The following is a 22,661-nucleotide window of genomic DNA, read 5'->3' on the forward strand; positions in this document are numbered from 1 at the left end:
CGTGCGGGAGGATCGCGCACATGACAGCACTCGACCTCAGCAGCCCCGTGGCCGTCGTCGGCACCGGCACCATGGGCCAGGGCATCGCCCAGGTGGCGCTGGTCGCGGGCCACCCCGTACGGCTGTACGACGCCGTCGCCGGGCGGGCCCGGGAAGCGGCCGACGCGATCGGCGCCCGGCTCGACCGGCTCGTCGAGAAGGAGCGGCTCACGGGCGCCGAGCGGGACGCGGCCCGCGCCCGGCTGGAGCCCGCCGAGCGGCTCGCCGACCTCGCCGACTGCGCGCTGGTCGTCGAGGCGGTCCTGGAGCGGCTGGACGTCAAGCAGGAACTGTTCCGCGCCCTGGAGGACGTCGTCGGCGAGGACTGCCTGCTCGCCACCAACACCTCCTCCCTGTCCGTCACCGCCATCGGCGGCGCGCTCCGCGTCCCGGGCCGCTTCGTCGGCCTGCACTTCTTCAACCCGGCGCCGCTGCTGCCGCTGGTCGAGGTGGTCTCCGGCTTCGCGACCGACGCGGCGTCGGCCACGCGCGCGTACGAGACGGCCCGCGCCTGGGGCAAGACCCCGGTCGCCTGCGCCGACACCCCGGGCTTCGTCGTCAACCGCATCGCCCGGCCCTTCTACGCGGAGGCCCTCGCGGTGTACGAGGAGCGGGCCGCCGACCCCGCCACCGTCGACGCGGTGCTGCGGGAGTCGGGCGGCTTCAGGATGGGCGCCTTCGAGCTGACCGATCTCATCGGGCAGGACGTCAACGAGTCCGTCACGCGTTCCGTGTGGGAGGCGTTCTTCCAGGACGTGCGGTTCACCCCCTCGCTGGCCCAGCGCCGCCTGGTCGAGTCGGGCCGGCTCGGCCGCAAGAGCGGGCAGGGCTGGTACGACTACCGGGACGGGGCCGGGCGGCCCGCGCCGCACACCGCCGAGCCCGCCGGCCGGCCCGCGTACGTGGCCGCCGAGGGCGACCTGGGGCCCGCCGCCGACCTGGTCGAGCTGATCCGCGAGGCGGGCATCGAGGTCCGCGAGGAGACCGGCGACGACCGGCCGTTCGCGCCGCTCGCCGGGGCCGGGGCGCTCACCCTCCCCGGCGGCGGACGGCTGCACCTCACCGGAGGGCAGACCTCCACCGAGCTGGGCGACGTCGTCCACTTCGACCTCGCCCTCGACTACCGGCGGGCCACGCGTATCGCCCTGGCCCCCTCCGGGACCGCCTCGCCCCGCACCCTGGCCGAGGCCACCGGCCTCTTCCAGGCGCTCGGCAAGCAGGTCAGCGTCATCGGCGACGTCCCCGGCATGATCGTGGCCCGCGCGGTCGCCCGGATCGTCGACCTGGCGCACGACGCGGTCGCCCGGGGCGTCGCCTCCGCCGAGGACGTCGACACGGCCATGCGCCTCGGTGTGAACTATCCGCTCGGGCCGGTCGAGTGGGGCCGCCGGCTGGGTCTGTGGTGGGTGCACGACCTGCTCGGCGAGCTGCACCTGCGCGAGCCCACCGGGCGCTACGCCCCGTCCCGCGCGCTCAACCGTCAGGCGCATTTGACCGACGCAGGGGAGGACACCCCCTCATGACCACCGCCAAGCGCGACACGTACACGCCCGAGACCCTCCTGTCCGTGGCCGTGCAGGTCTTCATCGAGCGCGGCTACGACGGCACCTCCATGGAGCACCTGTCCAAGGCGGCCGGCATCTCGAAGTCGTCGATCTACCACCACGTCACGGGCAAGGAGGAGTTGCTGCGCCGGGCCGTGAGCCGGGCCCTGGACGAGCTCTTCGCCATCCTCGGCGAGGAGCACGCGTGCGTGGGGTCCGCCGCCGAGCGGCTGGAGTACGTCGTGCGCCGCATGGTCGAGGTGCTCATGGCCGAGCTGCCCTACGTGACCCTGCTGCTGCGGGTGCGCGGCAACACGGACACCGAGCGGTGGGCGCTGGAGCGGCGGCGCGAGTTCGACCACCGGGTCGCCGACCTGCTGAAGGCGGCGGCGGCCGAGGGGGACGTGCGCGCGGACGTGGAGGTGCGGCTCGCGACCCGTCTGGTCTTCGGCATGATCAACTCGATCGTGGAGTGGTACCGCCCCGAGGGCCCCGGCGGCCGGGGCGGCGCACGGGAACGCGAGGTGGTCGACGCGGTGGCGCGTCTGGTCTTCGGGGGCCTGCGCAAGGCTTCCTGAGCCGGGCGGGCGGCGGTCCGGTGGGGCGCGCTCCGGCGTGCCGCGGTCCGGTCGCCGGCGGCCTTCCCGGCCCGGCGGTCAGCTCTGCGGTTCCAGGTCCTCGGTCTCGAAGACCAGCAGGGTGCGGGTGCTGAGCACCTCCGGGATCGCCTGGAGCCGGGTGAGCACCAGCTCGCGCAGGGCCCGGTTGTCGGGCGTGTGCACCAGGAGCAGGACGTCGAAGTCACCACCCACCAGGGCGATGTGGGAGGCCCCGGGGAGCTGCCGCAGCTGGGCGCGGACGGTGCGCCAGGAGTTCTGGACGATCTTCAGGGTGATGTAGGCCGAGGTGCCGTGCCCCGCCCGCTCGTGGTCGACGCGGGCGCCGAAACCGCGGATGACACCGTCCTCGACGAGCCGGTTGATGCGGGCGTAGGCGTTGGCTCGCGAGACGTGCACCCGCTCGGCGACCGAGCGTATCGAGGCGCGCCCGTCGGCCTGGAGCATGCGCAGGATGTCCTGGTCGATGGCGTCCAGCGGACGGGCGGGCGGCGGGGCCCCGGCGCCGTCCGGGTCCTCGGCGTCCCGCGGGCGATCGGCCATTTGTTCAGATGCCACGTGTCCCCGCCTTCCCGCCATGGACGTACTGCGTCCATCTCAGGTTGTGGAGAACCGTTTGTCCACAGCCTGGGGCCGCCTGTAGCCAAAATGTGCCGGCGACCGAACAATCGGTAGGTGAGGCCCGTCACACCCGTGGCGAGCCCGAAGCCGCTCCCACGAGGAGGTGCCGTCATGACGGTCATGGAGCAGCGGGGCGCTTACCGGCCCACACCGCCGCCCGCCTGGCAGCCCCGTACCGACCCCGCGCCGCTGCTGCCCGACGCGGAGCCGTACCGCGTCCTCGGCACCAAGGCCGCCGGACAGGCCGACCCAGAGCTGCTGCGCACGCTGTACGCCCGCCTGGTCAGCGGCCGGCGGTACAACGCGCAGGCGACGGCACTGACCAAGCAGGGCCGACTGGCCGTCTACCCGTCCAGCACCGGCCAGGAGGCCTGCGAGGTCGCCGCCGCGCTGGCCCTCGAGGAGCGGGACTGGCTCTTCCCCAGTTACCGCGACACGCTCGCCGTCGTCTCCCGCGGCGTCGACCCCGTCGAGGCGCTCACCCTGCTGCGCGGTGACTGGCACACCGGCTACGACCCCTACGAGCACCGGGTCGCCCCGCTGTCCACGCCGCTCGCCACCCAGCTGCCGCACGCCGTGGGTCTGGCCCACGCCGCCCGCCTCAAGGGCGACGACGTGGTCGCGCTGGCCATGGTCGGTGACGGCGGCACCAGCGAGGGCGACTTCCACGAGGCGCTGAACTTCGCCGCCGTCTGGCAGGCCCCGGTCGTCTTCCTCGTGCAGAACAACGGCTTCGCGATCTCCGTCCCGCTCGCCAAGCAGACCGCGGCCCCGTCGCTGGCCCACAAGGCCGTCGGCTACGGGATGCCCGGCCGCCTGGTCGACGGCAACGACGCGGCCGCCGTGCACGAGGTGCTCACCGACGCCGTACGCCACGCGCGTGAGGGCGGCGGCCCGACCCTGGTGGAGGCGGTGACGTACCGCGTCGAGGCGCACACCAACGCCGACGACGCGACGCGTTACCGGGGGGACGCCGAGGTCGAGGCCTGGCGCCGGCACGACCCGATCGAGCTGCTCCAGCGGGAGCTGACCGAGCGCGGCCTGCTCGACGAGGACGGCATCGGGGCCGCCCGCGAGGCCGCCGAGACCATGGCCGCCGACCTGCGCGCCCGCATGAACCAGGACCCGCGGCTGGACCCGATGGACCTGTTCGCCCACGTCTATGCCGAGCCCACCCCGCAGCTGCGCGAGCAGCGCGACCTGCTGCGCGCCGAGCTGGCGGCGGAGGCCGAGTCCGGGGCGCCCGAAGGGGGACACCGATGACCACGGTCGCCGCCAGGCCGGCCACCATGGCGCAGGCCCTCACGCGCGCGCTGCGCGACGCCATGGCCGCCGATCTGGGCGTGCACGTCCTGGGCGAGGACGTGGGTGCCCTCGGTGGTGTCTTCCGGGTCACCGACGGACTGGCCGCGGAGTTCGGCGAGGACCGCTGCACGGACACCCCGCTCGCCGAGGCCGGCATCCTCGGCACGGCGGTCGGCATGGCGATGTACGGGTTGCGCCCGGTCGTGGAGATGCAGTTCGACGCCTTCGCCTACCCGGCCTTCGAGCAGGTCGTCAGCCATGTCACCAAGATGCGCAACCGCACCCGCGGGAAGATGCCCCTGCCGCTGACCATCCGCGTCCCCTACGGCGGCGGCATCGGCGGCGTCGAGCACCACAGCGACTCGTCCGAGGCGTACTACATGGCGACTCCGGGGCTCCATGTCGTGACGCCGGCGACCGTCGCCGACGCCTACGGGCTGCTGCGCGCGTCCATCGCCTCCGACGACCCGGTGGTCTTCCTCGAACCCAAGCGCCTGTACTGGTCGAAGGCCGCCTGGAACCCGGAGGAGCCGGCAACCGTTGAGCCGGTGGGCCGCGCGGTGGTGCGGCGCCCCGGTCGGAGCGCCACACTCATCACGTACGGACCGTCGCTGGTCGCCTGCATGGAGGCGGCCGAGGCGGCCCGGGCCGAGGGCTGGGACCTCGAAGTCGTCGATCTGCGCTCCCTGGTGCCGTTCGACGACGAGACGGTGTGCGCTTCGGTGCGGCGGACGGGACGCGCGGTCGTCGTCCACGAGTCGGGTGCCTTCGGGGGCCCGGGCGGGGAGATCGCGGCCCGGGTCACGGAGCGCTGCTTCCACCACCTGGAGGCGCCGGTGCTGCGTGTGGCCGGGTTCGACATCCCGTATCCGCCGCCGATGCTGGAGCGTCACCACCTGCCCGGTGTGGACCGGATCCTGGACGCCGTGGGGCGCCTGCAGTGGGAGGCCGAAAGCTGATGGCACAGGTGCTGGAGTTCAAGCTCCCCGACCTCGGTGAGGGGCTGACCGAGGCGGAGATCGTGCGCTGGCTGGTCGAGGTCGGCGACGTCGTCGCCGTCGACCAGCCGGTCGTCGAGGTCGAGACGGCCAAGGCGATGGTCGAGGTGCCCTGCCCCTACGGCGGCGTGGTCACCGCCCGTTTCGGCGAGGAGGGCGCGGAGCTGCCCGTCGGGGCACCGCTGCTGACGGTGGCGGTGGGCGAGAGCGCCGCCGCCCGCCCGGCGCCTGACGCGGGCAGCGGCGGTGAGGCGGCGGAGCCGGCGCGAGGAGGGTCCGCGGGCCCCGGGGAACCGAGGACCGGGGAGCCGGGGGCCGGGGAGCCCAGGAGCGAGGGCTCGGGCAACGTCCTCGTCGGATACGGCACCTCCGAGGCGCCCGCCCGTCGGCGCCGGGTCCGGCCGGACCGGCCGGCGTCCCTCGCGGCGGGCGCACGGATGAACGGCCGGGACCGCGGGGCCGATCCGGCGCCGGAGGGCCCGGTTCCCGTCATCTCCCCGCTGGTGCGCAGGCTGGCCCGGCAGCACGACCTGGACCTGCGCGAGCTGACCGGCTCCGGCCCCGACGGGCTGATCCTGCGCGCGGACGTGGAGTACGCGCTGCGCGCCGCCGCCGCGCAGGGGAGCCGTACGGCGGTCCCGGCGGACGGGGCGCTCACGGCAGGTGCGGTACGGGCTCCGGCCGCCGGCGCGTCCGGCGCGTCCTCTGCCTCCTCCGCGGCGCGGTCCGGTGGGATCCGCACCCCCCTCAAGGGCGTCCGCGGCGCCGTCGCCGACAAGCTCTCCCGCAGCCGGCGTGAGATCCCGGACGCGACCTGCTGGGTCGACGCCGACGCGACCGAGCTGATGCGGGCGCGCACCGCGATGAACGCCGGCGGCGGGCCGAGGATCTCCCTCGTCGCCCTGCTCGCCAGGATCTGCACGGCCGCGCTGGCCCGCTTCCCCGAGCTGAACTCCACGGTCGACACCGAGGCCCGGGAGATCGTCCAACTCGACCAGGTCCACCTCGGTTTCGCCGCCCAGACGGACCGGGGGCTGGTCGTGCCGGTCGTCCGGGACGCCCACGCGCGGGACGCCGAGGCGCTCACCGCGGAGTTCGCCCGGCTGACCGAGTCGGCCCGGGCGGGCCGGCTGACGCCCGGTGAGGTGACCGGTGGCACCTTCACGTTGAACAACTACGGCGTGTTCGGCGTCGACGGGTCCACACCCATCGTCAACCACCCCGAGGCGGCGATGCTCGGCGTCGGCCGCATCGTCCCCAAGCCGTGGGTGCACGAGGGGGAGTTGGCGGTGCGTCAGGTCGTCCAGCTGTCCCTGACCTTCGATCACCGGGTGTGCGACGGTGGCACGGCGGGCGGTTTCCTGCGGTACGTGGCGGACTGCGTGGAACAACCGGCGGTGCTGCTGCGCACCCTGTGACAGCTGTGCCGACGCGCACTCTCTGATCGCGCGGGCTCCCCCGCGTTCCCTGTGATCGGACAGGGCCGCATACTCAGGGGGTGACCGCGTACGAGCCCACCGGTGAACCCGGCGCCGGCACCTCACCCGCGCCGGGCCCGGCGTCCGCCGGGTACGACGCCGTCGTGCTCGCCGGAGGGGCCGCCCGCCGGCTCGGCGGCGCGGACAAGCCGGGCCTGCGTGTGGGCGGACGCGCGCTGCTGGACCGCGTGCTCGCCGCCTGCGCCGGAGCGCGGACCACCGTCGTCGTCGCCGGACCACGGCCCACCGCCCGCCCGGTGACCTGGGCCCGCGAGGAGCCGCCCGGTGGCGGACCGCTCGCCGCCCTGGCCGCCGGTCTGCGCCACACCTCGGCCGAGCACGTCCTGGTGCTCTCCGCCGACCTGCCCTTCCTCGCCGGGCCCACCGTCGAACACCTGCTGTCGGCGCTCACCGCGGGCGACGCCGACGGTGTGCTGCTCACCGACGCCGTCGGCCGCGACCAGCCCCTCGTCGCCGCCTACCGCGCGCAGGCGCTGCGCCGTGAACTGGCCGCGCTCACCGCGGGCGGGGCGGATCTCACCGGGCTGCCGCTGCGCCGTCTGACCGGCGCCCTCCGCCTCATCCGCGTTCCGGACGCCGTCGCGTCCTTCGACTGCGACACCTGGGACGACATCGCCACCGCAAGGGCACGCATCAGGGAGCATGGTCACGTGTTGGATGAATGGATCTCCGCAGCCAAGGACGAGTTGGGCATCGACCTCGACGTCGACACCGGCCTCCTGCTCGACCTCGCCCGGGACGCCGCCCATGGTGTGGCCAGGCCCGCGGCCCCGCTGACCACTTTCCTGGTCGGTTACGCGGCCGGGCGGGCCGGAGGGAGCCCCGAGGCCGTCGCCGAGGCCGTCCGCAGGGCGACGGCGCTCGCCGAGCGCTGGTCCGAGGAGGCCGCCTCCGCGTCCGCCCCCGCCGCGGGCCGCCCCGACGCGGCGGCCGACGCCACCCCCGACGCCCGCCCGGACGCCTGATGGCCTCCCCCGGCACGCGGGCGGACGAGGAAGCGGAAGACCTCGACGTGGAGGAGGCGCTCGCCCTCGTGAAGGAGAAGCCCGGCCCTCCGCACGGCGCCCCCGGCCCCTCGCACGGCGCCCCCGGCCCGGCGGCGCCCCCGCCCGCCGCGCACCACGGCACCCCGCAGCACGGAGCCCCCCACCCGCCGTCGGGCCCCCACCACCGCGCGACGCCCTGGCCCGAAGCCCGCGCGGCCGCCGAACGCGCCGCCCGCACCGCCGTGCGTGCCGCCCACCGGGCCCCGGTCTCCGCGCCCCTGGACGCGGCCCTCGGACTGACCCTGGCCGCGCCCCTCGCCGCCCTCACCGACCTGCCCTCCTTCGACACCTCGGCGATGGACGGGTGGGCCGTCGCCGGACCGGGCCCCTGGACGGTGCGCGGCGAGGGCGTGCTGGCCGGGCACGCGGAGCCCGCGCGCCTCACCGACGGCGAGGCCGTCCGCATCGCCACCGGCGCCCGCGTCCCGCAGGACACCACCGCCGTCCTGCGCACCGAACACGGCCGCACCGACGGCAGGGACCGGCTGGGGGCCACCCGCGACGTCGCCCAGGGCCAGGACATCCGCCCGCGGGGTCAGGAATGCCGCAGCGGCGACCAGCTCCTGCCCGTCGGCACCCTGGTGACCCCGGCGGTGCTCGGCCTCGCGGCGGCCGCAGGCTACGACACCCTCACCGCGGTCCCCCGTCCCCGCGTCGACGTCCTGGTCCTCGGTGACGAGCTGCTCACCGAGGGACTGCCGCACGACGGCCTCATCCGGGACGCGCTCGGACCGATGCTGCCCCCCTGGCTGCGCGCCCTGGGTGCCGAGGTCCGCACGGTCCGCCGGATCGGCGACGACGCCGAGGACCTGTACCGCACCGTCACGGCCTCCGACGCCGACCTGATCGTCACGACCGGAGGCACCGCTGCGGGCCCTGTCGACCACGTCCACCCGGTCCTGGGCCGGATCGGTGCCGAACTGCTCGTGGACGGCGTCGAGGTGCGCCCCGGCCACCCGATGCTGCTGGCCCGGACCAAGGAGCAGCAGCACCTCGTCGGCCTCCCTGGCAACCCCCTCGCCGCGATCTCCGGACTGCTCACCCTCGCCGAGCCGCTGCTGCGCACCCTCGCCGCCCGTCCGGCGCCGGAGCCGTACGCGCTGGCCCTGCGGGACGCGGTGCAGGGCCACCCGTACGACACCCGGCTCGTCCCCGTCGTCCTGCGGGGCGACGGCGCCGTGCCGCTGCGCTACAACGGACCGGCCATGCTGCGCGGCATCGCCGCCGCCGACGCCTTGGCCGTCGTACCCCCGGGCGGTGCGCGGCCGGGGCAGGAGACCGAGCTGCTCGACCTGCCCTGGACGACCGGCGGAATCGGAGTGTGTTTCACGTGAAACTTCCGGGCCAGGACGCGATCGCCCGCCAGGCGGACGAGCATCTCGTGACCCATCGGGTGAAACTCCCGAGAAAGCTGGTGGAGCACCCCATCCGCCAGGTCGGCAAACGGCTGTCCCTGGCCCTCGTGGTCCTCCTGGCGACGGCGTTCATCGTCTACGCCGACGCGGACGGCTACAACGACAACTCCGACGGCTCCGTCGATCTCCTCGACGCCTTCTACTACGCCACCGTCACCCTCTCCACGACCGGGTACGGCGACATCACGCCCGTCAGTGACGCGGCCCGGCTGACCAACATCTTCGTCATCACGCCGCTGCGTGTGATGTTCCTGATCATTCTGGTCGGCACCACCCTGGAAGCCCTCACCGAGCGCACTCGGGAGGAGTGGCGCCTGAACCGCTGGAGGTCCACCTTGCGCGATCACACCGTCGTCGTCGGTTTCGGCACCAAGGGGCGGTCGGCGATCCAGACCGTCTGCGCGACCGGTCTGCGCAAGGAGCAGGTCGTGGTGGTCGACCCCAGCGGCAAGGCCATCGAGGCCGCGACGGCCCACGGCTACGCGGGGGTGATAGGGGACGCGACCCGCAGTGACGTGCTGAACCGCGCCGAGGTGTACCGGGCGAAGCAGATCATCATCGCCACCCAGCGGGATGACACGGCCGTACTGGTGACGCTGACGGCCCGGCAGCTCAACCGGGGCGCGAAGATCGTCGTCGCGGTCCGCGAGGAGGAGAACGCGCCGCTGCTGAAGCAGTCCGGCGCCGACGCCGTGATCACCAGCGCCAGCGCCGCGGGCCGCCTGCTCGGGCTCTCCGTGCTCAGCCCGGCCGCCGGCATGGTCATGGAGGACCTCATCAGCCAGGGCAGCGGACTCGACCTGGTCGAGCGGCCGGTCATAAAGGCCGAGGTGGGCCGGAGCCCGCGCGAGACGGACGACCTGGTGGTGAGCGTCGTGCGCGGACACCGGGTGCTCGGCTACGACGATCCGGCCGTCGGCGGACTGGAGTTGGCCGACCGTCTGATCACGATCGTGCGGGCGACGCCGGCCACCCATGTGGCGCCCGACGCCCGCCCGCTGCCCCGCGACTGACGGGGCGCCGACCGCGTACGCGAGGGACTACTTGCGGTTGTAGAGCCGCATCGTGACGGGACCGAAGACCAGCAGGAGCACACCCGCCCAGCCCAGCGTCCAGGCGATCTCGGCGCCGGGCCACTCACCGGCCATCAGGCCCCGCACCGCGGACGCCAGGTGGGTGATCGGGCTGTTGTTGACGAACGCCTGCAGCCAGCCCGGCATGGTCTTCGGGTCGACGAAGACGTTGGACAGGAAGGTGAGCGGGAAGATCACCATCATGCTGACGCTCATCACCGACTTCTCGGAGCGCATCATGAGCCCGAACATCGTCCAGATCCACGAGAAGGCGAACGAGAACACCAGGAGCAGCGCGATCCCGGCGACCACCCCCAGGAACCCGCCGTCAGGCCGGTAGCCGAGCAGCAGGCCCATGGCGAGCATGACGACGGACGCGATGGTGTAGCGCAGCATGTCACCGAGCAGATAGCCGACCATCGCCGAGGGCCGCCAGATGGGCAGCGAGCGGAAGCGGTCGAAGACGCCCTTCTCGATGTCGATGTTCACCGAGACCCCGGTGTACATCGTGATCATCACGACCGACATCACGAGGATGCCCGGCAGCACGAACTGGATGTACTCGCTGGGCGAACCCGCCAGCGCACCGCCGAAGAGGTACGTGAACATCAGCAGGTTCATGATCGGGAACGCGGTGACGTCGAAGAGCTGCTCCGGCACGTGCTTGATCTTGAGCATCGCGCGCCACCCGAACGTCACGGACGTGGAGAGCGCGCTGGGCCGTGGCGGCCGCTCCTTGGCGACCAGCAGGGCCGCCAGCGACTCGGTGCTGACCGTGGAGAGTTCCTTGGTCTCGGTGCTCGTGGCCGTGCTCATGCCGCCACCTCGTCCTTCTTGTCAGGGCCGGTGCCGGTGGTGTCGTCGGTGCCGTTGCCGGTGTTCTGGCCGGTGTCGCGCCCGGTCAGCGCCAGGAAGACCTCGTCGAGGCTGGGCTGTCCCAGGGAGAAGTTGTCCACGGTGATGCCCTGCCGGACCAGCTCGCCGAGCGCCTTGGCGGCCAGGTCGGCGGCCGCGTCGCTCGCCGCCGTCGCCAGGCGGGCGGTCAGCGCCACCGGATCCGGCTCCAGCTGGATCTCGGCGGTCAGGAGGTCGCGCAGCAGCCGCTCGGCCTCGGGCCGCTGTTCCGCGTTCCGCAGCCGCAGGTGGACGGAGCCGGCGCCGACGGACGCCTTCAGCTCACCCTTGGTGCCCTCGGCGATCACCCGCCCCTTGTCGATGACGGCGATCCGGGACGCCAGCTGGTCGGCCTCGTCGAGATACTGCGTGGTCAGCAGCACGGTCGTGCCCTGGGCGACGACCGCGCGCACGATGTCCCACACCTGGTTGCGGCTGCGCGGGTCGAGGCCGGTCGTCGGCTCGTCGAGGAAGAGCAGGTCCGGGGTGTTGAGGATGGAGGCGGCGATGTCGATACGCCGCCGCATGCCACCGGAGTAGTGCTTGACCTGCTTCGCCGCGGCGTCCGTCAGTCCGAACGCCGCCATCAGCTGCTCGCTCCGCTCCAGCGACGCCTTCTTGCCGTGACCGAGGAGCCGGCCCAGCAGGGTCAGGTTCTCGGTGCCGGTGAGGTCCTCGTCCACGGAGGCGTACTGCCCGGTGAGGCTCACCCGGCTGCGTACCTCGTCGGCCTCGCGGACGACGTCGCGGCCGAAGACGTGGGCCTGGCCGCTGTCCGGCCGCAGCAGGGTGGCGAGCATCTTCACCGTGGTGGTCTTGCCCGCGCCGTTCGGTCCGAGTACGCCGTAGACCGTGCCGGCGGGCACCGCCAGGTCCACCCCGTCCACGGCGCGGGTCTCACCGAACGTCTTCACCAGCCCCGCGGTCTCGATCGCTAGTCCGGACGTCTGCGTGCTCATGCTGGGGGGTCCTTCCGCCTTCTCGGTCGGGCGGTCGCGGCGGTGTGCTCCTGGCCACGTGCCCTTGGCAGTACTTTCTTGGGTTGTCCATGGGGAGACCTTTACCATCGCGCAAACTCATCGGTCGCGCACAGGATTTCCCCACGGACGGTCCGAAAGTCCGAGGACCTTGCACCCGTGGACCGAGGTGAACGCCTTCGCCCGGGGGCACAGGAGTAGCGTCGCCCCCATGCATGCGATCACGATTTCCGAACCCGGAGGCCCCGAGGCGCTGGTGTGGGCCGAGGCCCCCGACCCGGTGCCCGGCGAGGGCGAGGTCCTGGTCGAGGTGACGGCCAGCGCCGTCAACCGCGCCGACATCATGCAGCGCCAGGGCTTCTACGATCCTCCGCCCGGCGCCTCCCCCCACCCCGGCCTGGAGTGCTCCGGGCGGATCGCGGCCGTCGGGACCGGCGTGTCCGGCTGGTCCGTCGGCGACGAGGTGTGCGCGCTGCTCGCGGGCGGCGGCTATGCCGAGAAGGTCGCCGTCCCGGCCGGCCAGCTCCTGCCGGTCCCCAAGGGCATCGACCTCAAGCGGGCCGCGGCGCTGCCCGAGGTGGTCTGCACCGTGTGGTCGAACGTCTTCATGGTCTCCCACCTCCGCCCCGGCGAGACGCTGCTCGTGCACGGCGGCTCCAGCGGCATCGGCACCATGGCCATCCAGCTCGCCAAGGCCGTCGGCGCCAGGGTCGCCGTGACGGCGGGCACCGCGGAGAAGTTGGAGCGCTGCGCCGAACTGGGCGCCGACATCCTGATCAACTACCGGGAGCAGGACTTCGTCGCCGAGGTGAAGGAGGCCACGGGCGGCGCGGGCGCCGACGTCATCCTCGACAACATGGGCGCCAAGTACCTGGACCGCAACGTCCGGGCCCTCGCCGTCAACGGCCGGCTCGCGATCATCGGCATGCAGGGCGGCCGGAAGGGCGAGCTGGACATCGGCACCCTCCTCGCCAAGCGCGCCGCCGTCAGCGCGACCTCGCTGCGCGCCCGGCCGCTGGAGGAGAAGACGGCCATCGTGGCGGCCGTGCGCGAGCATGTCTGGCCGCTGCTGGACGGGGGGCACGTCAGCCCGGTCGTCGACCGCGAACTCCCGATGAGCGAGGCCGCCGCCGCCCACCGGATCGTGGAGGAGAGCGGACACATCGGGAAGGTGCTGCTGGTCACCTCGTCGTAGCGGCGGGCTCGGTCCCCGCCCTCGCCGGGCCGGCGCGGTACCCGGTCCGAGAGGGCGGGGGCATGCTCCGGTGGGGCGTGGATCACGCTCCGGTGGGGCGGGGTCCACGCGCCGGGAGGCCCCGGTCCGAGGGCGGCGGGGCCCACGCGCCGGTGTGAAGGGGCCCACGACCCGACGGTGGCGGGCCGCGCCGAGGGACGCGGGCCCGGTGCCCCCGCGCCGGGTGGCGTCATCGTCGCCGCCGGTTCCGGGTGGCGGCACCGGCGGCGATGCCGTCTATCCGCGTCGCAGGCGCAGCCCGACGAGTCCCAGGGCCAGGCCGAGGCCGACGAGGACCAGGCCGCTGCCCAGGGGCAGGACCCGCAGCGCGGGCTCGGTGGCCTGGTCGGTGCCGGTCCGGTCCCGGGACGGAGAGGCCGACGGCACCTCGGTGGCCTTCCCGGGCGGCAGGGCGCCGGCCGGATCCTCGGAGGCGTCCTGGCCGTCGCCGTCCACGGTGTGGTCGGACACCTCGTCCACCCGTCCGTGCTCGGGCTCCCGGTCGGCGGGCCGCCCGGGACGCCGGCGCCCCTCGCCCGGCCGGCTCCCGGCGCGGGAGGGGTCCGGGCCGGCCGTCGGGGCACCGGAAGCCGAGGAGGAGGGGGAGGGCGACCCGGAGCCGCGCGCCGCACTGCCCGCCGGGCCGGACGGCGGCCGGCCGGACGAGCCGGGCTCCTCCGGGGAGGGGGAGCCGGGACGCGCCCCCGGGGTGTCACGGCCGTCGTCGTCCCCGGAGCCGCCCTGTCCGTCGTGGTCCCCGGGTCGCCCGTGGCCGTCGTGGTTCCCGGGATGTTCGTGACCCCCCTGCCCGCCGGAACCGTCCCCGCCGGACCCCGCCCCCGAAGCGGGAGCGGACACGGAGGGAGAAGGGCCCACAGCGGCCCTGTCCGCCGGCGCGGGCCTCTCCGAGACGGCGGTGGCCTCGTCCGTGAGGGCGGGCCTCCCCGCGACGGCAATCCCGTCCGCCACGCCGGTCTTCCCCGCGACGCCGCCCCTCCCCACCCCCTCGCTCCTCCCCGCCGCAGCGGGCCTCTCCGCCGCAGCGCCCCTCTCTGCGACCGCGCTGGTCACCACCCCGGCGGTCCTGACCACCCCCGTGGTCCTCACCACCCCGGCCGCCCCCACCGCCGCAAACCCCGTCCCGTACGTCACCCCCGACCCGTACGCCACCCCCGTGCCGAACGGCGACAGCAGCGCGCTCACCCCCACAACCCCCACCAGCCCCGTCGTTCGCAGGGTGCGCAGCCATGGAGTCACGCCCGTGACCCCCTCCCGGTGAGAACCAGTGGCGGAAATCGACGGAACAAGCCTCACACCCCGCCGACATACCGGCATATCGGGTGCCGCCGATCGTGTCAGGTCGCTCTTCCCCGGGGGCACCACCCGTCCGGGGCGGACGCGTGCGCGACAATGGCGCCATGGAGATGCCGAGGAACGACAGGTCGCCGGAGAACCCCCAGATCCTGGTCGTCGGCCAGGACGGTATGGCGCTCAGCAGCGGCGGCGGGGATGACGAATCCCGCGAGATCCCGGTGACCGAGCAGGTGGAGCAGCCTGCCAAGGTCATGCGGATCGGCAGCATGATCAAGCAGTTGCTGGAAGAGGTACGCGTCGCGCCCCTGGACGAGGCGAGCCGGGCCCGGCTCAAGGAGATCCACGCCAGCTCGGTGAAGGAGCTGGAGGACGGTCTGGCGCCGGAGCTGGTCGAGGAGCTGGAGCGGCTCTCCCTGCCCTTCACGGAGGACACCACCCCCACCGACGCCGAACTGCGGATCGCCCAGGCGCAGCTGGTCGGCTGGCTGGAGGGCCTGTTCCACGGCATCCAGACCACCCTGTTCGCCCAGCAGATGGCCGCGCGCGCCCAGCTCGAGCAGATGCGCCGCGCACTGCCGCCGGGCGTCGGCCAGGACGGCGAGGAGCCGCCCCACCCGGGCGGCCGCTCCGGCGGCCCCTACCTGTAGGAAGCCCACCACCGATGTGACGAAGGGCCCGGCGGCACCTGCCGCCGGGCCCTTCGTCCTGTCGCTGAGGGGATCAGGCCGACGGCGGGTTGCCCGTCGAGACCTTGAGCTGGATCTTCGGCATGTCCTCCGGGTCGACGTCCGTGCCGGGCGTCGGGAACTGGTCCCGGATCGAGCCCTCACCGTAGGTGTTCTCGTCGACCTCGACGACCTCCATCGTCCAGCCGGCGGCCTGGAAGCACTCCTTGACCGAGCCGATGTACTTGAAGGTGAAGTCGGGCACCTGGATCTTCTCGGGGTCGTTGTACGACTCCTCGGGCTCGGTGCACTCGTCCTTCTCGATCGTCTTGGTCTTGTCCGGCCCGCGGTAGCCCGCCGCCTGCGTGTCCGACACGGAGGCGCTGGCGGTGGCGTCGCCGCCCTTGGGGTCGTCCCCGCCGCCGCCGTTCATCGTCAGCGCGCCGATCAGACCGCCGACCACCAGGACGGCCACCGCGATCGAGCCGATGACCACCATCTTGTTGCTCTTGCCGCCGCCCGGGGAGCCGGAGGCCGGGGCGGCGGGCGTGAGGTTGTACGGCGGTGGCGTGGACGCGCCCTGGTGCTGCTGCGGCGCGTACGGCGAGGCGGCAGGCGTCTGGTAGCCGCTCTGCTGGGGGTAGCCGTACGCGGGCGCGTGCGCGGCGGGCGCCGGGGTGCCGTACGGGCCCGGGGCCGGCGTCGGCTGGTACGGCGTCTGGACGGGACCCGTGGGTACCGGTCCGCTCTGGTCGACCGGCGGGAACACCGCGGAGCCGACGCCCGCGCCGCTCGACGCGGGCGAGCCCGGCACGATGCTCGGCGGGGCCGCCTGGAAGGAGGCCGCGACGCGCAGGCACTCGTCCCGCATGGCCACGGCGCTGGGGAAGCGCTCGTTGGGGTTCTTCTTCAGTGCGCGGGACACCAGTGCGTCCACGGCCGGCGGCAGGGCGCGGTTGACCGACGAAGGAGCGACCGGCTCCTCCTGCACGTGCGCGTAGGCGATGGCCAGCGGCGAGTCCGCGTCGAACGGCAGGCGGCCGGTGACCAGTTGGAAGAGCATGATGCCGACCGAGTACAGGTCGGAGCGGGCGTCCACGCCGCGGCCGAGGGCCTGTTCCGGCGAGAGGTACTGAGGGGTGCCGACGACCATGCCGGTCTGCGTCATCGAAGTGACGCCGGACTGCATGGCGCGGGCGATGCCGAAGTCCATCACCTTGACCACGCCGCGCTTGGTCATCATCACGTTGCCCGGCTTGATGTCGCGGTGGACCAGGCCCATCTCGTGGCTGATCTCCAGCGCGGCCAGCACGTCGGCGGTGATCTTCAGCGCCTTGTCGGCGGGCATCGCGCCCTGCTGCCGGACGTCCTCGTCGAGCACCGAGCCGAGCGGGCGGCCCTCGACGTACTCCATGACGATGTACGGCGTCGTCAGACCGCCCAGGTCGTCCTCGCCGGTGTCGAAGACGGAGACGATGTTGGTGTGCGTGAGCTTGGCCACTGCCTGGGCCTCGCGGCGGAAGCGCTCCCGGAAGGCCTGCTCCCGGCCCAGCTCGGTGTGGAGTGTCTTGATCGCGACCTGACGGTCCAGGACCGAGTCGTACGCCAGGTGCACCGAGGCCATGCCGCCCTCGCCGAGCAAGTCGCGCAGCTGGTAGCGGCCGCCGGCTAGCGCCCGCCCCGCGTACCGGCCCTGTCCGGCGTCCTGGCTCATTGTCTGCGTCCCCCATAGGCGTCGGCGCCGTCGGCCGCGGCACGCACGCTCGTGATCGAAAGTGCTATTCCCGGCCAAGTCTGCCCCAGGGCACTGACACGTCAAGCGCGGTGCCCGTTCCGTGACCGTACGCGAAAGAAGCGTCGCGGAAGCGTTACAGCCGGCGTACTGCCGGTACACGGAATTTGCACGACAGTACGGAACCAGGGTTTCATGACCGGTCCGTCTCGATGCCGGTCCCGGCGCCCATCTCGGACCGGAGGCCACCGCGGAGGCTGTAGCGTGGCCGACGGAGACCGTAACAACACCGCGCGCACCGCGGGCAGAAACGACGGCGAGGACTGATGGCACAGCAGCAGCGCGCCCAGGGCCCGTCCGAACCCGAGGCGAATGGCGGCGGTATGGCTGACGCGCCGGAGACCTGGGGCAACGGCGGCCTGGTCGGCGACGGCCGGTACCGGCTGACCCGCAGGCTCGGGCGGGGCGGCATGGCCGAGGTGTTCGCCGCCGAGGACGTCCGCCTCGGACGCACCGTGGCCGTCAAGCTGCTGCGCGCCGACCTCGCCGAGGACCCCGTCTCCAAGGCGCGCTTCACGCGTGAGGCCCAGTCGGTGGCCGGGCTCAACCACCACGCCATCGTGGCCGTGTACGACTCCGGCGAGGACTTCGTCGGCGGTCAATCCGTGCCGTACATCGTGATGGAGATCGTCGAGGGGCGCACCATCCGCGACCTCCTCCTCAACGCCGAGGCGCCCGGCCCCGAGCAGGCCCTGATCATCGTCTCCGGTGTCCTGGAGGCGCTCGCCTACTCGCACCAGCACGGCATCGTCCACCGCGACATCAAACCGGCCAACGTGATCATCACGCACAACGGCGCGGTGAAGGTGATGGACTTCGGCATCGCCCGCGCCCTGCACGGCGCGTCCACGACGATGACGCAGACCGGCATGGTCATGGGCACCCCGCAGTACCTCTCCCCGGAGCAGGCCCTCGGCAAGGCCGTCGACCACCGCTCCGACCTGTACGCGACGGGCTGCCTGCTGTACGAACTCCTCGCGCTGCGTCCGCCGTTCACCGGCGAGACCCCGCTCTCGGTGGTCTACCAGCACGTCCAGGACATCCCGACGCCCCCGTCCGAGGTCTCCGACGCCACTCCGCCGGAGCTGGACGGCCTGGTGATGCGCTCGCTGGCCAAGGAGCCCGACGACCGCTTCCAGACCGCCGAGGAGATGCGCGGCCTGGTCCAGTACGGGCTGCAGATGCTGTACGAGCAGGGCGGCCACACCGGCACCTGGAACACCGGCCCGGTCACCGCGCACGACGGCCGGCACATCGCGGCGGCCGGTCTCGCGGGCACCTCGGTGCTGCCGCACCCCGACCACGGCGCCTCCGGCACCCAGCAGATCCCCCAGCCGATCCTGCCGAACGGCTACGGCGGCGGCGACGACGGCGGCTTCGAGGGCCGCAGCAACAAGGGCAGCGGCCGCGGCAAGCTGTGGATACTGGCCGTCCTCGCGGTGATCGCCATCGCCGGGGGCGTCGCGCTGGCCCTCAACAACGACGACGGCGGCAAGGGCGGCGGCGAGACGGACAAGAGCCCCTCGGCGACCACCTCGCAGAGCGCCGGCAACGAGTCGGCCTCCTCGTCACCCAGCGACGAGGAGACGCAGGAGACCACCGACCCGGGCACCGAGCAGGGCAACGGCGGGGGCGGCACGGGCGACGGGGACTACACGCCCTCGTACACCCCGTCGTACACGCCGTCGCAGAGCGTCACGCAGGACCCGACCGGTGATCCCACGGGCGACCCGACGACGGACCCGACGACGCCGACGGACGACCCGACCACCGACCCGACCGGCGACCCGACGGGCAACCCCACCGGGGCCCCGACCGGCGGCACCGACGGCGGCGCGACCGGCGAGCCGGGCGGCGGCGGCGACCCGGGGGACGAGTGACGAAGAGCTGACGCGGAACCCACCCCACGCGCGCGTGCGACCCGGAGACGGGCTCCACGCGCGCGTGGCGTTGGACGGGCTCACGCGCGCGCGGCGTTCGCGGGACGTCACCGGGGTGCGGCGGCGCCGTCCGCGGAGTGCACCGAGCCGGACCGCGGCTCGATCCGCAGGTGGACCGGGTCGAAGGGCTCACTGTCCACCCGGCGCGGCTCCGGCCCGAACCGTGCCCGCTCGGCGGTGTCCGGTTCACGGGCCTCGCACCGGTGGTGGCCGCAGCTCCTGGGCATGCGCGGCAGGATCCGGCCGTCGGCCACGACGTGCCGGGGCGAGGAAGGGCAGGGCGCGCAGGGTGGTGGCCGCCCGGCCGCGGGCGGTGCGGTGGAGCAGGCCGACGGCGAGCGGTGCGTCGGAGGGCGTGGCCCCGCTGTGCGGGAGCCAAGGGGGGCGGGCGACACGCGTCGCCCGCCCGGCACGGGGGACGTGGGTCCCGGACCTCCCGGGCGGGGGTGCCGGCGGCGTGGTGCGGCGGTCCGCGCGCCTCAGCGGTTCTCGGCCTGCAGCCGGGCCACGAAGGCGGCCGCCTGGGAACGCCGCTGCATCCCGAGTTTGGCCAGCAGGCTGGACACGTAGTTCTTGACCGTCTTCTCGGCCAGGTGCAGCCGTTCGCCGATCGCGCGGTTGGTCAGTCCCTCCCCGATCAGCTCCAGGATGCGCCGCTCCTGTTCGGTGAGGCGGGCGAGCCGGTCGTCGGCCCGCGCGCCGCCGTCGCGGAGCCGCTCCAGCACGCGCGCGGTGGCCGCGGGGTCGAGCAGGGACTTGCCCGCGGCCACCTCCCGTACGGCGCCCAGCAGCTCGGCGCCCCGGATGTCCTTCAGGACGTAGCCGGAGGCACCCGCCATGATCGCGTCGAAGAGGGCCTCGTCGTCGGCGAAGGAGGTCAGCATGAGGCACCGGACGGACTCGTCCCGGGAGCGGATCTCGCGGCACACCTCCACGCCGCTGCCGTCGGGCAGCCGGACGTCCAGGACGGCCACGTCCGGACGGGTGGCCGGGACCCGGGCCAGCGCGTCGGCCGCCGTGCCGGCCTCGCCGACCACCTCGATGTCGGCCTCGCCCGCGAGCAGGTCGTGCACCCCCCGGCGCACGACCTCGTGGTCGTCGAGGAGGAATACCCGGATTTTTCCGTCTTCGCGCACGCGGTCAGTGTCACACACCGACTCTTCCCGTGCCCGGGGTGGCCGGGATAATGTGCCGTTGTTCCGGCCCCCTGCGAGGCTGTGACCAGGAGAACTCCCGCACTTCGCCGATTTACTTGGAAATCCGAGTAAAAACGCAGGTCAGGAGGGGTTTCACAGAAATGTGGAGCACTGGGTAACGTGCAGTTCGCAGGGCGCTCGCCGGGGCACCTGTCACGCCTGTTCCCGACCGGGCCGCACCCACCCTCGTGCGTCCGCCGGGCCGCAGGTGAGCCGCACTGGCTTCCGGCGAACCCGGGGGCCGGACCGACGGAGGAGCACACGTGACCGAGAGCACTGCCGCGCGCAAGCCGCGACGCAGCGCCGGAAGCAAGGCGACCGGTACCACCGGCACCAAGGCCGGCGCAGCAGCCGCGAAGGCCGGCACCACCGGCGCCAAGCGCACCACCCGCACCGCTGCCACCAAGGGCCCCGCGACGGAGCTGGTGCAGCTGCTGACGCCCGAGGGCGAACGGGTCGAGACGGCCGCCTACGCCGAGTACGCCCGGTACGTCGCCGACATCACCCCGGACGAGCTGCGCGGTCTGTACCGCGACATGGTGCTCACCCGGCGCTTCGACGCCGAGGCCACCGCCCTGCAGCGCCAGGGCGAGCTGGGTCTGTGGGCCTCGCTGCTCGGGCAGGAGGCCGCCCAGATCGGCTCAGGCCGGGCCACCCGGGAGGACGACTACGTCTTCCCGACCTACCGCGAGCACGGCGTCGCCTGGTGCCGCGGTGTGGACCCGACCAATCTCCTCGGGATGTTCCGCGGCGTGAACAACGGCGGCTGGGACCCCAACAGCAACAACTTCCACCTCTACACCATCGTCATCGGCTCGCAGGCGCTGCACGCCACGGGCTACGCGATGGGCATCACCAAGGACGGCGCGGACTCCGCCGTGATCGCCTACTTCGGCGACGGCGCCTCCAGCCAGGGCGACGTGAGCGAGGCGTTCAACTTCGCCGCCGTCTACAACGCGCCCGTGGTGTTCTTCTGCCAGAACAACCAGTGGGCGATCTCCGAGTCCAACGAGAAGCAGACCCGGGTGCCGCTCTACCAGCGCGCCCAGGGCTTCGGCTTCCCCGGCGTCCGCGTCGACGGCAACGACGCGCTGGCCGTCCTCGCGGTCACCCGCTGGGCCCTGGAGCGGGCGCGGCGCGGTGAGGGCCCGGCGCTGATCGAGGCGTACACCTACCGCATGGGCGCCCACACCACCTCCGACGACCCCTCCCGCTACCGGCACGACGACGAGCGGGCCGCCTGGGAGGCGAAGGACCCGATCCTGCGCCTGCGCCGCTTCCTGGAGTCCGCACACCACGCGGACGAGGGATTCTTCGGGGAACTGGAGGCGGAGAGCGAGGCGTTGGGCAAACGGGTGCGCGAAGTGGTCCGTGCCATGCCGGACCCGGACCGGTTCGCCATCTTCGAGAACGTGTACGCGGACGGGCACGCGCTCGTCGACGAGGAGCGAGCCCAGTTCGCCGCCTACCAGGCGTCGTTCGCAGAGGCCGAGGGGGTCTGACATGGCGACGGAAAAGATGGCGCTGGCCAAGGCGATCAACGAGTCGCTGCGCCGCGCGCTGGAGTCGGACCCCAAGGTCCTGATCATGGGCGAGGACGTCGGCAAGCTCGGCGGCGTCTTCCGGGTCACCGACGGCCTCCAGAAGGACTTCGGCGAGGACCGGGTCATCGACACCCCGCTGGCCGAGTCCGGCATCGTCGGCACCGCCATCGGCCTGGCCCTGCGCGGGTACCGCCCGGTGGTGGAGATCCAGTTCGACGGCTTCGTCTTCCCGGCCTACGACCAGATCGTCACCCAGCTGGCGAAGATGCACGCCCGCTCGCTGGGCAAGGTCAAGATGCCGGTCGTCATCCGCATCCCCTACGGCGGCGGCATCGGCGCGGTCGAGCACCACTCGGAGTCCCCCGAGGCGCTGTTCGCGCACGTGGCGGGCCTCAAGGTGGTCTCCCCGTCGAATTCGGCGGACGCGTACTGGATGATGCAGCAGGCCATCCAGAGCGACGACCCGGTGATCTACTTCGAGCCCAAGCGGCGCTACTGGGACAAGGCCGAGGTCGACCCCGAGGCCATCCCCGGCCCGCTGCACGCCGCGCGCGTGGTGCGCGAGGGCACCGACCTCACGCTGGCCGCGTACGGCCCGATGGTGAAGCTCTGCCAGGAGGCCGCGGACGCCGCGGCCGAGGAGGGGCGTTCGTTGGAGGTGGTGGACCTGCGGTCCATCTCGCCGGTCGACTTCGACGCGATCCAGGCGTCGGTGGAGAAGACCCGCCGCCTGGTCGTGGTGCACGAGGCGCCGGTGTTCCTGGGCTCGGGCGCGGAGATCGCGGCCCGGATCACGGAGCGCTGCTTCTACCACCTGGAGGCCCCGGTGCTGAGGGTCGGCGGGTACCACGCGCCGTACCCGCCGGCGCGCATCGAGGAGGACTACCTGCCCGACCTGGACCGGGTGCTGGATGCCGTCGACCGCTCGCTGGCGTACTGAGGAGAGGG

21 protein-coding genes are annotated in these 22,661 nt (G+C 73.3%); 14 read left to right on the plus strand and 7 right to left on the minus strand.

The genetic code is table 11. From position 1 onward, the window contains the following. The first annotated feature begins 20 nt into the window (after positions 1 to 20). Entirely contained in the window at positions 21 to 1,562 is a 1,542-nt protein-coding gene (locus ACZ6EG_RS09305) for a 3-hydroxyacyl-CoA dehydrogenase (RefSeq protein WP_469602992.1), read from the plus strand. After that, the gene (locus ACZ6EG_RS09310; RefSeq protein ID WP_356602556.1) at positions 1,559 to 2,161 is read left to right on the plus strand and encodes a TetR/AcrR family transcriptional regulator; all 603 of its coding nucleotides are present in this window, start codon (positions 1,559 to 1,561) and stop codon (positions 2,159 to 2,161) included. The genes ACZ6EG_RS09305 and ACZ6EG_RS09310 overlap by 4 nt, the downstream gene beginning before the upstream one ends. A gap of 78 nt (positions 2,162 to 2,239) precedes the next feature. On the opposite strand, the gene ACZ6EG_RS09315 is transcribed toward ACZ6EG_RS09310, so the two are convergent. Then, positions 2,240 to 2,743, minus strand: a complete 504-nt coding sequence (locus ACZ6EG_RS09315; protein WP_356602997.1) for an Lrp/AsnC family transcriptional regulator — start codon at positions 2,741 to 2,743, stop codon at positions 2,240 to 2,242. A gap of 189 nt (positions 2,744 to 2,932) precedes the next feature. On the opposite strand from ACZ6EG_RS09315, the gene pdhA (ACZ6EG_RS09320) reads away from it, so the two are divergent. From pdhA (ACZ6EG_RS09320) to ACZ6EG_RS09345, 6 genes are all read left to right on the plus strand, one after another. Continuing rightward, positions 2,933 to 4,084 carry a pyruvate dehydrogenase (acetyl-transferring) E1 component subunit alpha gene (pdhA, locus tag ACZ6EG_RS09320; RefSeq protein ID WP_391970900.1) on the plus strand — a complete coding sequence of 384 codons (1,152 nt, stop codon included), beginning with the start codon at positions 2,933 to 2,935 and terminating at the stop codon, positions 4,082 to 4,084. Next, positions 4,081 to 5,085: an alpha-ketoacid dehydrogenase subunit beta gene (locus ACZ6EG_RS09325; protein WP_469602997.1), complete on the plus strand. Its 1,005-nt coding sequence runs from the start codon at positions 4,081 to 4,083 to the stop codon at positions 5,083 to 5,085. Before pdhA (ACZ6EG_RS09320) ends, ACZ6EG_RS09325 begins: the two co-directional genes overlap by 4 nt. Further along, positions 5,085 to 6,542, plus strand: a complete 1,458-nt coding sequence (locus ACZ6EG_RS09330; protein WP_391970898.1) for a dihydrolipoamide acetyltransferase family protein — start codon at positions 5,085 to 5,087, stop codon at positions 6,540 to 6,542. The genes ACZ6EG_RS09325 and ACZ6EG_RS09330 overlap by 1 nt, the downstream gene beginning before the upstream one ends. A gap of 80 nt (positions 6,543 to 6,622) precedes the next feature. Then, on the plus strand, positions 6,623 to 7,588 hold the full coding sequence (locus tag ACZ6EG_RS09335) for an NTP transferase domain-containing protein (RefSeq protein WP_469603001.1): 966 nt from the start codon (positions 6,623 to 6,625) through the stop codon (positions 7,586 to 7,588). Further along, on the plus strand, positions 7,588 to 9,003 hold the full coding sequence (locus ACZ6EG_RS09340) for a molybdopterin molybdotransferase MoeA (RefSeq protein WP_469603003.1): 1,416 nt from the start codon (positions 7,588 to 7,590) through the stop codon (positions 9,001 to 9,003). Before ACZ6EG_RS09335 ends, ACZ6EG_RS09340 begins: the two co-directional genes overlap by 1 nt. After that, entirely contained in the window at positions 9,000 to 10,097 is a 1,098-nt protein-coding gene (locus tag ACZ6EG_RS09345) for a potassium channel family protein (protein ID WP_356602544.1), read from the plus strand. The genes ACZ6EG_RS09340 and ACZ6EG_RS09345 overlap by 4 nt, the downstream gene beginning before the upstream one ends. A 27-nt stretch (positions 10,098 to 10,124) precedes the next feature. Here the strand turns inward: ACZ6EG_RS09345 and ACZ6EG_RS09350 are convergent, their stop codons facing one another. Further along, entirely contained in the window at positions 10,125 to 10,973 is an 849-nt protein-coding gene (locus ACZ6EG_RS09350) for an ABC transporter permease (RefSeq protein ID WP_356602542.1), read from the minus strand. Continuing rightward, entirely contained in the window at positions 10,970 to 12,010 is a 1,041-nt protein-coding gene (locus ACZ6EG_RS09355) for an ATP-binding cassette domain-containing protein (protein ID WP_391970895.1), read from the minus strand. Before ACZ6EG_RS09355 ends, ACZ6EG_RS09350 begins: the two co-directional genes overlap by 4 nt. Positions 12,011 to 12,239: 229 nt before the next feature. Between ACZ6EG_RS09355 and ACZ6EG_RS09360 the strand changes: the two genes are divergently transcribed. Then, positions 12,240 to 13,223: an NAD(P)H-quinone oxidoreductase gene (locus ACZ6EG_RS09360; protein ID WP_469603008.1), complete on the plus strand. Its 984-nt coding sequence runs from the start codon at positions 12,240 to 12,242 to the stop codon at positions 13,221 to 13,223. Between the two features lie 276 nt (positions 13,224 to 13,499). Here the strand turns inward: ACZ6EG_RS09360 and ACZ6EG_RS09365 are convergent, their stop codons facing one another. After that, positions 13,500 to 13,742, minus strand: a complete 243-nt coding sequence (locus tag ACZ6EG_RS09365) for a hypothetical protein (RefSeq protein WP_469603011.1) — start codon at positions 13,740 to 13,742, stop codon at positions 13,500 to 13,502. A gap of 448 nt (positions 13,743 to 14,190) precedes the next feature. Between ACZ6EG_RS09365 and ACZ6EG_RS09370 the strand changes: the two genes are divergently transcribed. Together ACZ6EG_RS09370 and ACZ6EG_RS09375 are read left to right on the plus strand one after the other, a co-directional pair. Continuing rightward, positions 14,191 to 14,541 (plus strand): hypothetical protein, encoded by a 351-nt coding sequence (locus ACZ6EG_RS09370; RefSeq protein ID WP_391970892.1) that lies wholly within the window; start codon positions 14,191 to 14,193, stop codon positions 14,539 to 14,541. Positions 14,542 to 14,680: 139 nt separating this feature from the next. Next, a complete protein-coding gene (locus ACZ6EG_RS09375; RefSeq protein WP_383650496.1) occupies positions 14,681 to 15,223 on the plus strand; it encodes a bacterial proteasome activator family protein in 543 nt (180 codons plus the stop codon). A 73-nt stretch (positions 15,224 to 15,296) separates the two neighbouring features. On the opposite strand, the gene ACZ6EG_RS09380 is transcribed toward ACZ6EG_RS09375, so the two are convergent. Continuing rightward, the gene (locus tag ACZ6EG_RS09380; RefSeq protein WP_391970891.1) at positions 15,297 to 16,955 is read right to left on the minus strand and encodes a protein kinase domain-containing protein; all 1,659 of its coding nucleotides are present in this window, start codon (positions 16,953 to 16,955) and stop codon (positions 15,297 to 15,299) included. Positions 16,956 to 17,299: 344 nt separating this feature from the next. On the opposite strand from ACZ6EG_RS09380, the gene ACZ6EG_RS09385 reads away from it, so the two are divergent. Beyond that, positions 17,300 to 18,913 (plus strand): protein kinase domain-containing protein, encoded by a 1,614-nt coding sequence (locus tag ACZ6EG_RS09385; RefSeq protein WP_391970890.1) that lies wholly within the window; start codon positions 17,300 to 17,302, stop codon positions 18,911 to 18,913. 107 nt (positions 18,914 to 19,020) lie between these two features. On the opposite strand, the gene ACZ6EG_RS09390 is transcribed toward ACZ6EG_RS09385, so the two are convergent. Next, on the minus strand, positions 19,021 to 19,200 hold the full coding sequence (locus ACZ6EG_RS09390; RefSeq protein ID WP_469603016.1) for a hypothetical protein: 180 nt from the start codon (positions 19,198 to 19,200) through the stop codon (positions 19,021 to 19,023). Positions 19,201 to 19,452: 252 nt separating this feature from the next. Next, complete coding sequence (locus ACZ6EG_RS09395) at positions 19,453 to 20,109, minus strand: response regulator (RefSeq protein ID WP_391970889.1); 657 nt, start codon at positions 20,107 to 20,109, stop codon at positions 19,453 to 19,455. A gap of 323 nt (positions 20,110 to 20,432) precedes the next feature. Here ACZ6EG_RS09395 and pdhA (ACZ6EG_RS09400) point away from each other — a divergent pair, with 323 nt between their 5' ends. Next, a complete protein-coding gene (pdhA, locus tag ACZ6EG_RS09400; RefSeq protein ID WP_391970888.1) occupies positions 20,433 to 21,671 on the plus strand; it encodes a pyruvate dehydrogenase (acetyl-transferring) E1 component subunit alpha in 1,239 nt (412 codons plus the stop codon). A 16-nt stretch (positions 21,672 to 21,687) separates the two neighbouring features. Then, positions 21,688 to 22,653, plus strand: a complete 966-nt coding sequence (locus ACZ6EG_RS09405) for an alpha-ketoacid dehydrogenase subunit beta (protein WP_469603524.1) — start codon at positions 21,688 to 21,690, stop codon at positions 22,651 to 22,653. The last annotated feature ends 8 nt before the right edge of the window (positions 22,654 to 22,661 follow it).

Source organism: Streptomyces sp. NPDC041968 (genome assembly GCF_055589025.1).

What these genes read in the sequence shown, in the direction of transcription:
- ACZ6EG_RS09405 (WP_469603524.1), top strand. Translation starts at nt 21,688, where the DNA reads ATGGCGCTGGCCAAGGCGATCAACGAGTCGCTGCGCCGCGCGCTGGAG.
- ACZ6EG_RS09355 (WP_391970895.1), bottom strand. Translation starts at nt 12,010, where the DNA reads ATGAGCACGCAGACGTCCGGACTAGCGATCGAGACCGCGGGGCTGGTG.
- pdhA (WP_391970900.1), top strand. Translation starts at nt 2,933, where the DNA reads ATGACGGTCATGGAGCAGCGGGGCGCTTACCGGCCCACACCGCCGCCC.
- ACZ6EG_RS09325 (WP_469602997.1), top strand. Translation starts at nt 4,081, where the DNA reads ATGACCACGGTCGCCGCCAGGCCGGCCACCATGGCGCAGGCCCTCACG.
- ACZ6EG_RS09380 (WP_391970891.1), bottom strand. Translation starts at nt 16,955, where the DNA reads ATGAGCCAGGACGCCGGACAGGGCCGGTACGCGGGGCGGGCGCTAGCC.
- ACZ6EG_RS09310 (WP_356602556.1), top strand. Translation starts at nt 1,559, where the DNA reads ATGACCACCGCCAAGCGCGACACGTACACGCCCGAGACCCTCCTGTCC.
- ACZ6EG_RS09385 (WP_391970890.1), top strand. Translation starts at nt 17,300, where the DNA reads ATGGCACAGCAGCAGCGCGCCCAGGGCCCGTCCGAACCCGAGGCGAAT.
- ACZ6EG_RS09315 (WP_356602997.1), bottom strand. Translation starts at nt 2,743, where the DNA reads ATGGCCGATCGCCCGCGGGACGCCGAGGACCCGGACGGCGCCGGGGCC.
- ACZ6EG_RS09375 (WP_383650496.1), top strand. Translation starts at nt 14,681, where the DNA reads ATGGAGATGCCGAGGAACGACAGGTCGCCGGAGAACCCCCAGATCCTG.
- ACZ6EG_RS09305 (WP_469602992.1), top strand. Translation starts at nt 21, where the DNA reads ATGACAGCACTCGACCTCAGCAGCCCCGTGGCCGTCGTCGGCACCGGC.
- ACZ6EG_RS09390 (WP_469603016.1), bottom strand. Translation starts at nt 19,200, where the DNA reads ATGCCCAGGAGCTGCGGCCACCACCGGTGCGAGGCCCGTGAACCGGAC.
- ACZ6EG_RS09350 (WP_356602542.1), bottom strand. Translation starts at nt 10,973, where the DNA reads ATGAGCACGGCCACGAGCACCGAGACCAAGGAACTCTCCACGGTCAGC.
- ACZ6EG_RS09360 (WP_469603008.1), top strand. Translation starts at nt 12,240, where the DNA reads ATGCATGCGATCACGATTTCCGAACCCGGAGGCCCCGAGGCGCTGGTG.
- ACZ6EG_RS09330 (WP_391970898.1), top strand. Translation starts at nt 5,085, where the DNA reads ATGGCACAGGTGCTGGAGTTCAAGCTCCCCGACCTCGGTGAGGGGCTG.
- ACZ6EG_RS09340 (WP_469603003.1), top strand. Translation starts at nt 7,588, where the DNA reads ATGGCCTCCCCCGGCACGCGGGCGGACGAGGAAGCGGAAGACCTCGAC.